This is a genomic window from Rhodococcus sp. 2H158, from assembly GCF_053764755.1.
In genome coordinates, this window is the sequence record NZ_JBSNCE010000002.1 from 177,344 (window position 1) to 191,564 (window position 14,221).

Sequence of the window (14,221 nt, forward strand, 5' to 3'; positions counted from 1 at the left end):
GCAGGTCAGTGGGCCGACACGCTCAGTGGGCCGACACGCTCAGTGGGCTCTTGTCCGCGATCTCTACCTGAGCGTTGCGCACCACGCCGTGGAGGAAGCTGCGGATCATCTCCTCGAACAACTGCCGGGAGGTCATCTCGTTCTCGGCGAGAGCCCGCGCCAGCAGCGGCTGCGACTCCGGGTCGACGTTCGGGAAGATCGTGTTCTTCGTACTCGGCTTGCGCATCGCCTCGGTGAGCACTGCGCCTAGCGTCAAACGCTCCATGCCGTCGAGAATCTGGACGTGCAGGCGGGCCGGCACGCCGGACTCCTCCAGGAATCGGGCAGTGTCCTCGTAGGTGCCGATCAGCAGATCACGCGGAAGATACTGGAGCAGGATCGGCGCGGCATTGCGGTGCTTGAGGATCGACTGACGCAGATTCATGCTCAGCGTCACGAAGTACTCGGGCCAGTCCGGGCCGGGCCTGCGGCGTGGCAGGGTGCCGGCGCCGGCGATCTGTCGCGCGACAGCTTGGAGGATCTCCGACTTGTCGGCGAAGTGGTGGTAGAGGGAGGGCGCCCGTACCCCGAGGTGCTTCGCCAGCCGCGGCAGGCTGAAGGCATCGAGTCCCTCGGAGTCGATGATCTCGATGGAAGCCGCCACCGCGGACGCGCGACTGATGAGAGGCTTCGACGGTCGGGCCATCATCTACTTTCAGCTCGTGCGGTCCACCGGGCGGGTCTGCCCGGCGGGTGACCTATAGATGCTATCTGTTCCGGTCCGGCCGGTGGTTACGCCGTGAGGACGGCCTCGTCGAGGAACTCGACCAGGCCGCGGCTCAACACGTCGTTGTCGTCGCCGCCCACCATGTGCCCGGCACCGCCCACGTCGATGTACCGCGCCCCGGGGATCAGTTCCAGGAGTTCGCGCGCACCTTCGATGCTGACGACGTCGGACTGGGCACCACGAATCAGGAGGGTCGGAACCGCGACGGCGCGCGCCGCGGCCCGGGCCCGCTCCTCGCGCTCCGCGGCAGCATCCGGAAGGTTCGTCCGATGCGACAGCATCCGCGGATCCCAGTGCCAGTACCAGCGACCGTCTCGCTCGCGCATGTTCTTACGCAACCCCTCCACCCGCGGCGGACGGCTCCGGTGCGGGTTGTACGCGATCACGGCGTCGAGCGCGTCGTGCAGGCTGTCGAAGCCCGCCAGCCCCGCGCGCATGAATCCGGTGATCTTGGCCAACCCCTCGGGTTCGGCCTTCGGGGTGATATCCACCAGCACCAGCGCGCGGGAGAGCCCCGGATTGTCTCCTTCGGCGACGAGCGAGGCCATACCGCCCATCGACGCTCCCACGAGCACCGGTGGCTCACCGAGTTCGTCGACGATCGTGCGGATGTCGCGCGCGTGTGCGTCGGAGCTGTAGTCGCCGTCGTCGGCCCAGCCGCTGTGGCCGTGCCCGCGCGCGTCGATCGCGTATGAGCGCCATCCTTGTTCCGAGAGGCGGATTCCGGTGCGCTGCCACGAGTGCCTCGTCTGCCCGCCGCCGTGCAACAGCAGGACGGTCCCCTTCCGCTCGGACGCGGGCTCCCAGACATCGGCGACCAGGGAGACGCCGTCGCCCCGAAGTGTGGTCACGGTGCTGGAGATCGTCATCGTTTCGCCCTTCGTCGTCGGAGTCAGTGTCCGGAAGTCCCACCGTCGACGGCGAGCGTCGACCCGGTGATGTAGCCGGAAGCACGGCTGGCGAGGAACACGACGGCGGCGTCGATCTCGCGCTGCGTGGCGGTGCGACCGAGCGAGCAGCCGCGCAGGAACTCCTCGAGGGTATCCGACGACATCTCGGCGATCAGGTCGGTCTCGACGAAACCCGGCGCGATCGCGTTCACGCGGATCCCTTTTCGCTGCGACCACTGATGGGACAGATCGCGGGTGAGGCCGACGAGACCGGCCTTGCTCGCGGCGTAGGCGGCCTGGGGGAGCACCGACTTGACCAGCCCGAGCATGCTCGCGATGTTGACGATGCTCGAGCCCGGCTTCATCACGCGTCCGCATGCTTGCGCTGCCCAATACGCGCCGAGCAGATTCACGTCCAGCACGGAACGGAAATCCTCGGGTCGCTCGCGCGTCGCCGGTGCGGAATGGGTGACGCCGGCGTTGTTGATCAGGATGTCGAGCCGACCGAACTCGGCGACCGTGGCCCGGGCGAGGGCGTCGCACTGCTCGGGGTCGGTGACGTCGGTGGGGACGATGAGGCAGCGTCGGCCGGTGGCCTCGATCGTGGGGCCGACGGCGTCCAGCTTCTCGCGACGGCGTGCGGCGATCACCACGTCCGCCCCGGCCTCCGCGAGGGCGCGCGCGAACCCTGCTCCGAGGCCGCTGCCGGCGCCCGTGACGACGGCGACGGACCCGTCGAGCCTGAAGAGGTCGAGGATCGAGCCGGTGTCGTGTGCGGTATCTGTCGAGGTCATGTGGCTGCTCCCGGTGCTGCGTGTCATGAGGTTCGTCTGCGGGCCTTGCGTCCCGTAAAACTAATTACTTAAGATTAGAGCGTAGGTGATGTCCAGGGGAACGGAAACACTGATGGCCGGAAGCACCGATGTGGAGCAGGGCAAGATGCGGGTGATCGGCAAGGACGCACTTGCAGACGGCGTCGTGGCGGTGCGGTTCGCCGATCCCGACGGGGGGACGGTCCCCGCATGGGAACCCGGATCGCACATCGACGTCATCATCGACGAGTCGACGGTCCGGCAGTACTCGCTGTGCGGCGACCCGGCCGACGACACCTGCCTGACTGTGGCGGTCCTCCGCGAGGAGAACGGACGCGGCGGATCGCGGTGGATCCACGACTCGCTGCAGGTCGGCGACCTCGTCAGCATCGCCTGCCCCCGCAACAACTTCAGCCTCGAGCCCGCGCAGTCGTATCTCTTCGTCGCGGGCGGAATCGGCATCACGCCGCTACTTCCGATGGTGCGGGCGGCCGATGCGGCCGGCGCCGACTGGACGCTCCTGTACGGCGGACGTACCCGCGCGAGCATGGCTTTCGCGGACGACCTCGTCGCCCGGTATCCCGGCCGGGTCGAGCTCCGACCTCAGGACGAATGCGGGCTCCTCGACCTGGCGGCAGCGCTCGACGCCCTCGGGGACGGCACCGGTGTCTACTGCTGCGGGCCGGAACCACTGCTGCACGCCATCGAGAACGAGTGCCGCAACCGCTCGGGCATCACCTTGCACGTCGAACGGTTCGCCGCGAAGGAGCGGCCGGCCGACGCCGTCGACGGGGCATTCGAGGTGGAACTCCGGCAATCGGGCAAGACGATCACTGTCGACTCGGGCGAAACACTGCTCGACGCGGTGCTCCGCTCGGGCGTCGATTCGCCGTTCTCGTGCCGCGAGGGAACCTGCGGTACGTGCGAAGCCACTGTGCTGGAAGGAATTCCGGATCATCGCGACTCCGTCCTCACCGAGGACGAGCAGGCGGAGAACGACTGCATGATGATCTGCGTATCCCGCAGCTGCACCCCCAAGCTCACTCTGGATCTATAGATCGGCCCATGGTGACCCTCCGTCTCGCCACTGCGCGAACGCGTGTGCGCACACCTGCCGTCTCGCCCGGTGTGCTGATCCCGGCGCTCTGCTTCGTCGTGATGATCACCTCGGTCATGCAGACCGCCGTCGTGCCGCTGATGCCCGATATCGCGGCGCAGCTCGGGGTGGGTACGAATGCGGTGGGATGGATCGTCACCGGGAATCTTCTGACGGCCACAGTCTGTACGCCGCTGCTGGGCAGGCTCGCCGACCGACGTGGACCACGAAAAGTGCTGCTGGGCATCCTGGGTGTGGTGCTCGTCGGTTCGTTGCTGTGTGTCGCGTGGGACTCGTTGCCGGTACTCATCGCCGGGCGAGCCCTGCAGGGGACGTCGTTCGCGCTGTTTCCGATCGGCGTCGCTGTGCTGCGCAGTGCTCTCGGACCGTATCGGCTCACGGCGGCGCTCGGCATCATGTCGGGAACGATGAGCGTCGGCGGCGGTGCGGGAATGATCGCCGCCGGACTGCTGTACAGCGACGGCGACGACTATCGTCGCGTGTTCTGGCTGCTGGTGGCGCTCGCGGTGATCGCCGCTGCACTTGCGTGGGCGGTCGTTCCCGGTTCGCCCGGTTCCGGGACCGGATCCGGATCCGATCTCTGGGGTGCGGTCGGGCTCGCGGTCGGCCTGTCCGCGCTGCTTCTGGCGCTCGCGCAGGGCGGGACGTGGGGCTGGGTGTCCGTGCCGACGATCGGTTGTGTCGTCGCGGGTGTGCTCGTGCTTGCCGTCTGGTACCGGCACGAGCGGCGATTCGATGCGCCGCTGGTGGCCCCAGCCCTCCTGACCGCACGTGCGGTGGCGCCCGCCCACCTGGCCGCGTTCCTCGTGGGAATCGCGATGTTCGTACAGTTCCTGGCCACAGCCGTGTTCGTGCAGGCCGCCCCCGAGGAAGCGGGGTACGGGTTCGGTGCTTCGGTGCTCGAGGCGAGCCTGCTGTACCTGCTGCCCGGGCAGGTTGTCGGCATCTCCGCGGCTGCGGTGAGCGGGTTCCTGGTGCGGAGGTTCCGCGCCGAGCGGGTGCTGATGGTGGCGTGCGCTATCGGGGTGTGTGGGTTCGCATTTGTCGGATTCGCCCACGACCGCCCGTGGCAGGTGATCGTTGCGGTGGCGGTCCTCAATGTTTTCGTCAGCGTTGCCTACGGCGCCCTGCCGGCAATGCTCGTCGAGCATGTGTCGCTGCACGACACCGGTGTTGCGAACGGCATCAACGCAATCGCACGGACTTTCGGCAGTTCGCTGGCGAGCGCGCTGGTGGGGATGCTCCTCGCGACGATCACGATCGCGGGTACCGCCATTCCCTCCGAGCGTGCGTTTGTGGCCGCATTCGTGATCGGCGGTGTGACCGCGCTTGCCGCCGGGTTCGTCGCCGGTGCGAGCCGCCCTTTGCAATTTACAAAATTTGATTGACGTCTCATGAGTGAGGCTATAGCCTGAGGTGTACGCGATATGAGGACCCGCGCTCCTCTCGCGCTGAAAATTCTTGTACACAAAACAGATTCGTATTCTCTCGGTCAAGGAAGGCAAGGGACACATGGCTGCCACCGTCGGCTCGGCCCTGTATTGGTGGGCGAAGACCAAGGGGGAACAGAACGCGATCATCGTTGCCGGTGAGGCTCTGACCTACCGTGAACTCCAGGACTGGTCCAGCCGCGTCGCTCGTGAGATCGTCGACCGGGGCATCAAGCCGGGTGAGCGTGTCGGAGTGCTCGGCCCGAATTCGGTGACGTGGCCCGTGGTGGCACTCGGCGTACTCAAGGCCGGTGCGGTGCTCGTCCCGCTGAATCCCCGGTTCAAGCCGGCGGAACTCCGCAAGGTCGTCGATGACGCGGGTGCCGTCCTGGTCATCGCGCCGGAACAGTTCTCCGCAACGGTCGCCCAGGCGCGTGACCTCGGCGATCCCTTCGACACGTTCGGGTTCACCGACATCGCGGCACTGCGGGAAGGGGAGCGCGACGACTTCCGCGTCGACCTCGCGCCCGACGACCCCACAGCACTTCTGTTCACCAGTGGCTCCACGGGGTTGTCGAAGGGCGTCATCTGCACCAATCGGACTCTGCTCAACATCGTGTTCGAGGCCACCCTCACCGAGGAAGGCTTCCGTCCGGGTTCCACGTCGCTGCTGGTGTTGCCGCTCGTGTTCACCCCGGGCCTCGTGTGGGGGCTGGTCATGTCCACGGTGCTCGGTGGCACGCTCATCATCGAGAAGGAACTCGATCCCGGTCGTGCCGCGGCACTGCTCGGTGAGCACAAGGTGCAGGCTCTGTTCGGGGTTCCGCTGATCTTCGAAGCGATCTCGCGGTCGCCCGAATTCGAGAAGGCCGACCTGTCGTCGCTGCGCACCGCGATCGTCGGCGGCGCGGCAGTCGCACCGGCCCTGTTGAAGCGGTGGGCCGACAAGGGCGTCGCGCTGCGTCAGATCTACGGCATGACCGAAGCCGGCGGGGTCGCGACTGCGACTCTCGTCTCCGAAGCCTTCGACCACCCCGACACCTGCGGGTCCGGCTCGATCTTCACCGAGACGAAGGTGGTCCGCGCCGACGGCACCGACGCAGAGCCCGGGGAAGAGGGGGAGATCCTGCTGCGGGGACCCGGCGTAACCCCCGGCTACTGGAACGATCCGGAGTCGACGGCGTCCGCGCTGCGCGACGGCTGGCTGCACAGCGGGGACCTGGGCACCCTCGACGAGGGCGGGCGCGTCAAGTTCGTCGACCGCCTCAAGGACCTCATCATCACCGGCGGCATCAACGTCTCGCCTGTCGAGATCGAGCGTGTCATCAGTGAGATCCCGGGTGTCGAGGAGGTCGCGGTCATTGCCGCGTCCGACGAGCGTTTCGGCGAGACGCCTGCGGCGATCGTCACTGTGAAGGACGGGGTCGACGCGGCAACGATCGTGGAGTACTGCGACCGTTTGGTCGCCGACTACAAGGTTCCGCGCTACGTCGTGATCCGGGACGAGCCGCTGCCCCGGCTCCCCAGTGGCAAGCTGTCGAAGACGGCGATCCGGTCCGAGTACCGGGACGTCTCCGAACGATTCGACAAGGTGCGCTGACGCACCCGTCGCGCAGAAAGGAGCCCTCGTGGCTCGGACCGGAACCGACGACGCGGTAATCCTCGAGCGGCACGGAGAGATCGCCGTCGTGCGCTTGAACCGTCCCGATCGGCTCAACGCGTTCACCAATGCGATGTGCTACCGGCTCATCGAGATCTTCGACGAGACCGACACCGACGACGAAGTACGCGCGGTTGTGCTCACCGGAACCGGCCGGGCGTTCTGCGCGGGCGCCGATCTCGCCGCAGGCGGCGACACGTTCGTCCTCGGCGACGATCCGGAGACCGGTGGAGCCCCCGCCGACGCGGGTGGTCAGGTGACGCTGCGGATCTACCGTTCCCTGAAGCCGGTGATCGCAGCGATCAACGGGCCTGCGGCAGGCGTCGGCGTCACGATGACGCTTCCGGCCGACATCCGCATCGCCTCGGATACGGCCAAGTTCGGTTTCGTGTTCACTCGCCGCGGCTTGGTGCCGGAGGCATGCTCGACGTGGTTCCTCCCGCGGGCGGTCGGAATCTCCACCGCCGTCGAATGGACGGTCGGCGGCAAGATGGTGCCGGTCACCGAAGCTCTCGACCGGGGTCTGGTACGTGAGGTCGTGCCCGCCGATCAGGTACTGGATCGCGCACTCGAGGTCGCCCGGGAACTGGTTTCGGGCACGTCGCCGGTATCGGCGGCCCTGACCCGTCAGCTGATGTGGCGGATGCTCGGCGCGGCGGAACCCGAGGTTGCGCACCGCGCCGAGTCGATCGGCATCTATGTCCGGGGCACCTCCGAGGACGTGCGCGAAGGTGTCGACGCCTTCCTCGAAAAACGTGATCCGAAGTTTCCTGATCGCGTCTCGGATGGACTGCCGGATCTGTTCGAGTGACACTGGTGCAGCGTCGGACGCTCCGTGCCACTGTCGCGGGTCCGATGCTTGACAATGGTCACTACTTGTATCATTGCCCGTAGGAGTCGGTGAGGACGAGTTCGGGGGTGCGACATGGCGCGACGGCGGGCGAACGTCCTCAGTGAGAACGCAGAGGTGGCGCGAGGGCAGATACTGAAGGCTGCCGAGTCGATGTTCCAGCGGTACGGGCTCACGAAGACCACGATGGACGACATCGCCAAGGAGGCCGGCGTTTCGCGGCCGACCGTCTACCGCTACTTCGGTGACCGTGACACGCTGATCACGGCCTTGATCGAGTTGCGGTCGCGCCGGCTGTTCGACAAGGCTCGTGCGTTCCTGAGGGAACGGACGACGTTCGCGGAGCAGATCGTCGACGGCCTGATCTTTCTCGTCGACCGTGGTCGCCACGATCCGATCGTCCGCTTGATCGTCAGCCCCGAACACATGGACATGGCGACGGCTCTGATCGGCAGCACCGGACTGGCGGTCCGGCTGACCCAGGAGATGTGGGCGCCGCTGCTCGACGAGGCCCGCGAACGAGGTGAGATCCGCGAAGGCCTCACCGACGAGGAGATCTGCCAGTGGATCGCGCTGGTGCAGCTCATCCTGGTCGGGCGGATGGATTTCGGCTCCGAGGGGGACCCGGAAAACAGGCGGATGCTCACCAACTTCCTGCTTCCGGGAATCGTGACGGAGGAGGCGGCGGAACAGCTGCGGTCCGGTGGGGCAGCTGCTACTCCGACCCACTGAGGATCGCGGGTACGGAGTGGTAGACCCCGGGCGCCGACCCCGGGCAACGGCTCAGCGCGGCAGCGGAGTCACCCCCGCCGCCGCAAAGGCTCCCGCGACCACGTTCTCGTAGATGCGGTCGAGGTCGAGTTCGTCGCCGAGGAAGCCGCTGCGCACGATCGTGGCGAACCCGTGCATCGCGGTGAACAGGCTCACCGCGGCCTCGAGCGTGTCCTCCTCCGGCACCCCGCATGAGGTGAGCATGGAGCACAGCGCCCTGTTCGCGTCGAGGGCCGCTGCCATCAGGGCGCTGCGGTCGATCGGTTCCGTCGTCAGCGTCCGGTAGCGATGCGGATGCTCGGCGGCCCACGCACGATGCGCGTCGATGAGGGTGCGCAGGCCCTCCGGGCCGCTGCGACCCATCGCCACCTCGCGCAGCCGCTCACCGAGGTCGGCCATCGTCCGCACCTGGATCTCGCCGCGGACGTCGTCGAGACCGCGGACGTGGTTGTAGAGCGAGGCGGTGACGATGCCGAGGCGGCCGGCAAGGGTGCTCATCGTCAACTGCTCCCAGCCGGACTCGTCCACCGTCTCCAGTGCCGCCTCGATCACCTTCTCGCGGCTGAGGTTTCGGCGGCGCATCGGCCTCTTCTTCTCGGTCCCCATCCGCCCATCCTACGGGTCTTCCGTTTCAAACGAATATGTGTAGCTTATAAACGACGATCATTCGTAAACGAGTGCGAGGTGGTCCCGTGACGGCATCACGTATCGACCTGAAGAACCCCGATCTCTACACAGAGGGGGTACCCCACGAGTTCTTCGCCGAGTTGCGGCACGGCTGCCCGGTCTACCGGCAGGACGAGGAGGACGGACCCGGCTACTGGGCGGTGACGCGCCACGCGGACGTCACCGCGGTCTCCCGCGACAGCGCCACCTTCTCGTCGGCGCTCGGCACGACGCAGATCGACGAGTTCGACGACGAGACCCGCCTCAAGCAGGCGGCGATGCTCGTCAACCTCGATCCGCCCGAGCACACCCGGTTGCGCCAGCTCGTCAGCCGCGGCTTCACGCCCCGGATGGTCCGGACGCTCGAGGGGCACATCCGGGACATCTGCAACCGCATCGTCGACGACCTGATCGAGCAGGGCCGCGACGGCGCGGTCGTCGATTTCGTGCCGGTGGCCGCCGCTCCGCTGCCGCTCGAGGTGATCGCCGCCCTGCTCGGCGCACCCGCGGAGGACGTGGGCAGACTCTACGACTGGTCCAACCGGATGATCGGGTTCGACGACCCGGAGTACGGCAACACCCAGGCCGACGGAGAACTCGCCGCTGCGGAGATCTTCTTGTACGCCAACGAGATCGCCGCGGCGCGCAGGGCGGAGCCGCGCGACGACATCGTCTCCCGGCTCGTCCGGCCGGACGAGAACGGCGACACGCTGACCGAGATGGAATTCGACATGTTCTTCGTGCTGCTGGTGGTGGCCGGGAACGAGACGACGCGCAACGCCACCGCCGGCGGCATGCAGGCGTTCATCGACCATCCGGGTCAGTGGCGCCGCCTGCAGGCCGAGCCGGAACTCGCCGCCGGCGCGGTCGAGGAGATCCTCCGCTGGGTCACCCCGGTGATCGGGTTCCGCCGCACGCCGACGTGCCCGGCGACGATAGGGGACCAGCCCGTCGAGGCGGGGGACAAGGTGGTCGTGTACTACCCGAGCGCGAACCGGGACGAGGACGTCTTCGGGGACCCGCACGTCTTCGACATCGGACGGACCCACAACCCGCACGTGGCGTTCGGGGGCACCGGGGTGCACTTCTGCCTGGGGGCGCACCTGGCGCGACTGGAACTGCGCATCCTGTTCGAGACCCTGGCGCGCCGGATCGAGCGCATCGAGCCCGCGGGGCCGGTCCGGCGGCTGCGCTCGAACTTCATCAACGGCATCAAATCCATGCCCGTGCGGGTGTATCCGAAGGCCTGAAGCGGATTCGGGTGGGTGGGGACCATTGCCTCGGACAGGCGACCGTAGTAATGTCCAGACACGTGTCCAGAAATGTGAATCTCGAATCCACCCGCCGGCGTCTCACCGAGAAGCAGGCCGACACCGTGGACCGCCTGACGCGCGCTGCCGTCGAGGTTCTGCGGGAAGAGGGGTTCGCAGGACTGACCGTACGCAACGTCGCCGCTCGGGCCGGTGTCGCACCGGCCACCGCCTACACCTACTTCTCGTCCAAGGAGCACCTCGTCGCCGAGGTGTTCTGGCGCCGGCTCGCCGCCTCGCCCGAACCCGAGGCGGCCACGACCGACCGGGTCGACCGCGTGGTCGCGGTGCTGCGCAACGTCGCGCTGATGATGGCCGACGAGCCCGAACTCGCCGGCGCGGTCACCAGCGCGCTGCTCGGCCGCGACCCCGACGTCGAACACCTGCGCGCCCGCATCGGCCTCGACATCCGGGACCGGCTCGCCACGGCCCTCGGCCCCGACGCCGATCCCGACGAGATCGAAGCGCTGGAAATGCTCTACGCCGGCGCCCTCGTCCGGGCGGGCATGGGATACGAGACCTACGAGAAGATCGCCGATCGGCTGGAGACCTCCGCCAAACTTCTATTGGAGTAGCGCATGACCCAGGCTTCGCTCGAACCGCTCCTGTTCGATCCCTACGACTACGGCTTCCACGAGGACCCGTATCCGATCTACCGGCGCCTGCGCGAAGAGGCGCCGCTCTACCGCAACGACGACCTCGGCTTCTGGGCCCTGTCCCGGCACGCCGACGTCGTCGCGGGCTTCCGCGACCACACCCGGCTTTCCAGCGCCAACGGGGTGTCCCTCGACCCGTCGGCCTACGGCCCCCACGCCCACAAGGTCATGTCGTTCCTCGCGATGGACGACCCCCGCCACATGCGCATGCGCCGGCTCGTCTCCAAGGGCTTCACCCCGCGCCGGGTCGCCGACCTGCGCAGCCGCATCCTCGAGCTGACCCTCGAATACCTCGACACCGCTTTGGACAAGGGCGAATTCGACTGGATCGCGGACTTCGCGGGCAAGCTCCCGATGGACGTCATCTCTGAACTGATGGGCGTGCCCGAGGCCGACCGCGCCGAACTGCGCCGGCTGGCGGATCTGGTGGTCCACCGGGAACAGGGCGTGCTCGACGTGCCCGTCGCGGCGATGGAGGCGTCGCTGAACCTCGTCGCCTACTACGCGGACATGCTGGCGCAGCGCCGCGCCCACCGGACCGAGGACCTCACCTCGGCCCTGCTCGACGCCGAGATCGACGGAGACCGCCTCGAGGACGACGAGATCATCGGCTTCATGTTCCTGATGGTCGTCGCGGGTAACGAGACCACCACCAAGCTGCTCGGCAACGCGCTGTACTGGGGCGCGAAGAACAAGACCGAGGTGGCCCGCGTCCTCGGCAACCCGGACGCAGCCCCCGGCTGGGTGGAGGAGACGCTGCGCTACGACACCTCCAGCCAGATCGTCGCGCGCACCGCCGCCACCGACATCGACCTGCACGACAGCACCATCCGCGCGGGCGACAAGGTGCTGCTGCTCATCGGTTCGGCCAACCGCGACGCCGAGGTGTTCGAGGATCCCGACACCTTCCGCATCGGCCGCGACAGCGCGTCCAGGATCGCCAGTTTCGGTGGCGGCGTGCACTTCTGCCTAGGTGCCCACCTTGCGCGCCTCGAGGCGAACATTGCGCTCGAACAGTTCGCCGCGCGCGTCGCCGACTACGACGTCGACTTCGACCGCTGTGAACGCGTCCACTCCACCAACGTCCGAGGCCTCGCGGCCCTGCCAGTAGAGGTGACCCGGCGACATGCCTAGATTCGAACCCAACCCACCGCGCCGGCCCGCGATCGTCAGCGGCGCCTCCTCCGGCATCGGTACGGCCACCGCCTTCGCGCTCGCCGCTCTCGGCCACCCGGTCGCCCTCGGCGCGCGGCGCGTCGAACAGTGCGAGGCCCTCGCGGAGAAGATCCGCGGCGAAGGCGGCGAGGCCTTCGCACACTTCCTCGACGTGTCGTCCACCGAATCGGTCGACGAGTTCGTCGCCGCCGCCGAGAACGCCCTGGGCCCCAACGAGATCGTCCTGTCCGGCGCCGGTGACATGGATTTCCGGCTCGTGCACGAGATGGATCCGGACCGGTTCGAGTTCCAGGTGAACGTGCACCTCGTCGGCACGCAGCGTCTCGCCCATCGCGTGCTGCCGGGGATGATCGAACGGCGCCGCGGCGACTTCGTCGTCATCGGTTCGGACTGCGCCGACGTCGCGCGACCCCGCATGGGCGCCTACGTCGCCGCCAAGACCGGCCTCGAGGCGCTCGTGCGCCAGATGCGGATGGAACTCGAGGGCACCGGGGTTCGCGCCTCGGTGGTGCGTCCCGGCCCGACACAGACCGGGATGGGACTCGACGCCCCCGCGGAGATCATCGAGCCGCTGATCGCCGACTGGACCAGATGGGGCTTCGCCCGGCACTCCTACTTCCTCCGCGCCTCCGAGATCGCGAACGCCGTCGTCGCCGTGGTCTCGGCCCCGCGCGGTACCCACCTGGTGCTGACCGAAGTGCAGCCGGAAGCGCCTCTGCGGAAGGATTCTCGGGGAAAGGACCCTGCATGACCACGATCACCACCCCCACGCGCGTCTCGGGGGGCGAGCACGAACACGGCCACCTCGAGGAACTGCGCACCGACCCGATCGGCCTGATGCAGCGGGTCCGCGAGGAGTGCGGCGACGTCGGCGCATTTCAGCTCGCCGACCGCAACGTCGTGCTGCTCTCCGGGGCTCGGGCCAACGAGTTCTTCTTCCGCTCCTCCGACGAGGACCTCGACCAGCAGGCCGCGTACCCGTTCATGAAGCCGGTCTTCGGGGAGGGCGTGGTCTTCGACGCCAGCCCCGAGCGCCGCAAGGAGATGCTGCACAACTCTGCGTTGCGCGGCGAGCAGATGAAGGGCCATGCCGCCACGATCGAACGCGAGGTCCGTGACATCGTCGCCGGGTGGGGTGACGAGGGTGAGATCGACCTGCTGGAGTTCTTCGCGGAGCTGACCATCTACACGTCCTCGGCCTGCCTGATCGGCAAGAAGTTCCGCGACCAGCTCGACAGCCGGTTCGCGAGCCTCTACCACGACCTGGAGAAGGGCACCGACGCGCTCGCCTTCGTCGACCCCTACGCGCCCATCGAGAGCTTCCGTCGCCGCGACGAGGCCCGCCGCGGGCTGGTCGCCCTCGTCGAGGAGATCATGGTCGACCGCATCGCGAACCCGCCCCAGGGCAAGGAGGATCGCGACATGCTCGACGTACTCGTGTCCATCAAGGACGAGGACGGCAAGGAGCGGTTCAGCGCGGACGAGATCACCGGCATCTTCATCTCGATGATGTTCGCCGGCCACCACACCACGTCGGGAACCGCGGCATGGGCGTTGATCGAGTTGCTGCGCAATCCGGAATACCTGCGCGGGGTCACCGATGAGCTCGACGTCCTCTACGCCGACGGTGAAGGTGTGAGTTTCCATGCGCTGCGGCAGATCCCGATGCTCGAGTCGGTTCTCAAGGAGACGCTGCGGCTGCACCCGCCGCTGATCCTGCTGCTGCGCGTCGCGCGCAGCGAGTTCGAGGTCGAGGGGTACCGGATCGGCGAGGGCGACCTCGTCGGCGCTACCCCGGCGATCTCCAACCGCATCCCGGAGGACTTCCCCGAGCCCGATGCCTTCGATCCGGGCCGTTACCTCGATCCGCGGCAGGAGGACATCGTCAACCGCTGGACCTGGATCCCGTTCGGGGCCGGCCGGCACCGGTGCGTGGGAGCGGCGTTCGCCCTCATGCAGCTCAAGGCGATCTTCTCGGTCCTGCTGCGCGACTACGAATTCGAGATGGCTCAGCCGGCCGACACCTACCGCAACGACCATTCCAAGATGGTGGTGCAGCTCGCGCAGCCGTGCGCCGTGCGCTATCGCCGTCGCACCCGGACGTAAGGACTCGCGCC

14 protein-coding genes are annotated in these 14,221 nt (G+C 67.7%); 10 read left to right on the forward strand and 4 right to left on the reverse strand.

The genetic code is table 11. The features are described 5' to 3' along the window. Window positions 1–22: 22 nt before the first annotated feature. The 3 genes from ACWPOB_RS02620 to ACWPOB_RS02630 form a co-directional block, all read right to left on the reverse strand. Window positions 23–685 carry a TetR family transcriptional regulator gene (locus ACWPOB_RS02620; RefSeq protein ID WP_100055043.1) on the reverse strand — a complete coding sequence of 221 codons (663 nt, stop codon included), beginning with the start codon at window positions 683–685 and terminating at the stop codon, window positions 23–25. 86 nt (window positions 686–771) lie between these two features. Continuing rightward, window positions 772–1,635, reverse strand: a complete 864-nt coding sequence (locus ACWPOB_RS02625) for an alpha/beta fold hydrolase (RefSeq protein ID WP_100055026.1) — start codon at window positions 1,633–1,635, stop codon at window positions 772–774. Between the two features lie 23 nt (window positions 1,636–1,658). Beyond that, window positions 1,659–2,450 carry an SDR family NAD(P)-dependent oxidoreductase gene (locus ACWPOB_RS02630; protein WP_029541674.1) on the reverse strand — a complete coding sequence of 264 codons (792 nt, stop codon included), beginning with the start codon at window positions 2,448–2,450 and terminating at the stop codon, window positions 1,659–1,661. A 112-nt stretch (window positions 2,451–2,562) separates the two neighbouring features. On the opposite strand from ACWPOB_RS02630, the gene ACWPOB_RS02635 reads away from it, so the two are divergent. The 5 genes from ACWPOB_RS02635 (at window position 2,563) to ACWPOB_RS02655 (ending at window position 8,257) form a co-directional block, all read left to right on the forward strand. Further along, window positions 2,563–3,525, forward strand: coding sequence for a PDR/VanB family oxidoreductase (locus ACWPOB_RS02635; protein ID WP_455399804.1), 963 nt, complete (start codon window positions 2,563–2,565; stop codon window positions 3,523–3,525). An 8-nt stretch (window positions 3,526–3,533) separates the two neighbouring features. Continuing rightward, complete coding sequence (locus ACWPOB_RS02640) at window positions 3,534–4,973, forward strand: MFS transporter (RefSeq protein WP_455399805.1); 1,440 nt, start codon at window positions 3,534–3,536, stop codon at window positions 4,971–4,973. Window positions 4,974–5,097: 124 nt separating this feature from the next. Further along, window positions 5,098–6,615: a class I adenylate-forming enzyme family protein gene (locus ACWPOB_RS02645; protein ID WP_100055028.1), complete on the forward strand. Its 1,518-nt coding sequence runs from the start codon at window positions 5,098–5,100 to the stop codon at window positions 6,613–6,615. 28 nt (window positions 6,616–6,643) lie between these two features. Next, window positions 6,644–7,486: an enoyl-CoA hydratase-related protein gene (locus ACWPOB_RS02650; protein ID WP_455399806.1), complete on the forward strand. Its 843-nt coding sequence runs from the start codon at window positions 6,644–6,646 to the stop codon at window positions 7,484–7,486. Between the two features lie 114 nt (window positions 7,487–7,600). Then, window positions 7,601–8,257 carry a TetR/AcrR family transcriptional regulator gene (locus ACWPOB_RS02655; RefSeq protein WP_050034674.1) on the forward strand — a complete coding sequence of 219 codons (657 nt, stop codon included), beginning with the start codon at window positions 7,601–7,603 and terminating at the stop codon, window positions 8,255–8,257. Window positions 8,258–8,308: 51 nt separating this feature from the next. On the opposite strand, the gene ACWPOB_RS02660 is transcribed toward ACWPOB_RS02655, so the two are convergent. Continuing rightward, a complete protein-coding gene (locus ACWPOB_RS02660; RefSeq protein ID WP_455399807.1) occupies window positions 8,309–8,902 on the reverse strand; it encodes a TetR/AcrR family transcriptional regulator in 594 nt (197 codons plus the stop codon). 86 nt (window positions 8,903–8,988) lie between these two features. Here ACWPOB_RS02660 and ACWPOB_RS02665 point away from each other — a divergent pair, with 86 nt between their 5' ends. The 5 genes from ACWPOB_RS02665 to ACWPOB_RS02685 all read left to right on the forward strand — a co-directional run bounded on the left by ACWPOB_RS02665 (window position 8,989) and on the right by ACWPOB_RS02685 (window position 14,210). After that, complete coding sequence (locus tag ACWPOB_RS02665) at window positions 8,989–10,212, forward strand: cytochrome P450 (protein WP_455399808.1); 1,224 nt, start codon at window positions 8,989–8,991, stop codon at window positions 10,210–10,212. A gap of 74 nt (window positions 10,213–10,286) precedes the next feature. Then, window positions 10,287–10,847, forward strand: a complete 561-nt coding sequence (locus tag ACWPOB_RS02670) for a TetR/AcrR family transcriptional regulator (RefSeq protein WP_006936248.1) — start codon at window positions 10,287–10,289, stop codon at window positions 10,845–10,847. Window positions 10,848–10,850: 3 nt separating this feature from the next. Then, on the forward strand, window positions 10,851–12,062 hold the full coding sequence (locus ACWPOB_RS02675) for a cytochrome P450 (RefSeq protein WP_455399809.1): 1,212 nt from the start codon (window positions 10,851–10,853) through the stop codon (window positions 12,060–12,062). Next, the gene (locus tag ACWPOB_RS02680; protein ID WP_455399810.1) at window positions 12,055–12,855 is read left to right on the forward strand and encodes an SDR family oxidoreductase; all 801 of its coding nucleotides are present in this window, start codon (window positions 12,055–12,057) and stop codon (window positions 12,853–12,855) included. Before ACWPOB_RS02675 ends, ACWPOB_RS02680 begins: the two co-directional genes overlap by 8 nt. After that, on the forward strand, window positions 12,852–14,210 hold the full coding sequence (locus ACWPOB_RS02685; RefSeq protein WP_455399811.1) for a cytochrome P450: 1,359 nt from the start codon (window positions 12,852–12,854) through the stop codon (window positions 14,208–14,210). The genes ACWPOB_RS02680 and ACWPOB_RS02685 overlap by 4 nt, the downstream gene beginning before the upstream one ends. The last annotated feature ends 11 nt before the right edge of the window (window positions 14,211–14,221 follow it).

Excerpts from the sequence above, each read along its gene's own strand:
- ACWPOB_RS02635 (WP_455399804.1), top strand. The coding sequence starts at position 2,563 with ATGGCCGGAAGCACCGATGTGGAGCAGGGCAAGATGCGGGTGATCGGC.
- ACWPOB_RS02655 (WP_050034674.1), top strand. The coding sequence starts at position 7,601 with ATGGCGCGACGGCGGGCGAACGTCCTCAGTGAGAACGCAGAGGTGGCG.
- ACWPOB_RS02660 (WP_455399807.1), bottom strand. The coding sequence starts at position 8,902 with ATGGGGACCGAGAAGAAGAGGCCGATGCGCCGCCGAAACCTCAGCCGC.
- ACWPOB_RS02685 (WP_455399811.1), top strand. The coding sequence starts at position 12,852 with ATGACCACGATCACCACCCCCACGCGCGTCTCGGGGGGCGAGCACGAA.
- ACWPOB_RS02640 (WP_455399805.1), top strand. The coding sequence starts at position 3,534 with ATGGTGACCCTCCGTCTCGCCACTGCGCGAACGCGTGTGCGCACACCT.
- ACWPOB_RS02680 (WP_455399810.1), top strand. The coding sequence starts at position 12,055 with ATGCCTAGATTCGAACCCAACCCACCGCGCCGGCCCGCGATCGTCAGC.
- ACWPOB_RS02625 (WP_100055026.1), bottom strand. The coding sequence starts at position 1,635 with ATGACGATCTCCAGCACCGTGACCACACTTCGGGGCGACGGCGTCTCC.
- ACWPOB_RS02620 (WP_100055043.1), bottom strand. The coding sequence starts at position 685 with ATGGCCCGACCGTCGAAGCCTCTCATCAGTCGCGCGTCCGCGGTGGCG.
- ACWPOB_RS02645 (WP_100055028.1), top strand. The coding sequence starts at position 5,098 with ATGGCTGCCACCGTCGGCTCGGCCCTGTATTGGTGGGCGAAGACCAAG.
- ACWPOB_RS02675 (WP_455399809.1), top strand. The coding sequence starts at position 10,851 with ATGACCCAGGCTTCGCTCGAACCGCTCCTGTTCGATCCCTACGACTAC.
- ACWPOB_RS02630 (WP_029541674.1), bottom strand. The coding sequence starts at position 2,450 with ATGACCTCGACAGATACCGCACACGACACCGGCTCGATCCTCGACCTC.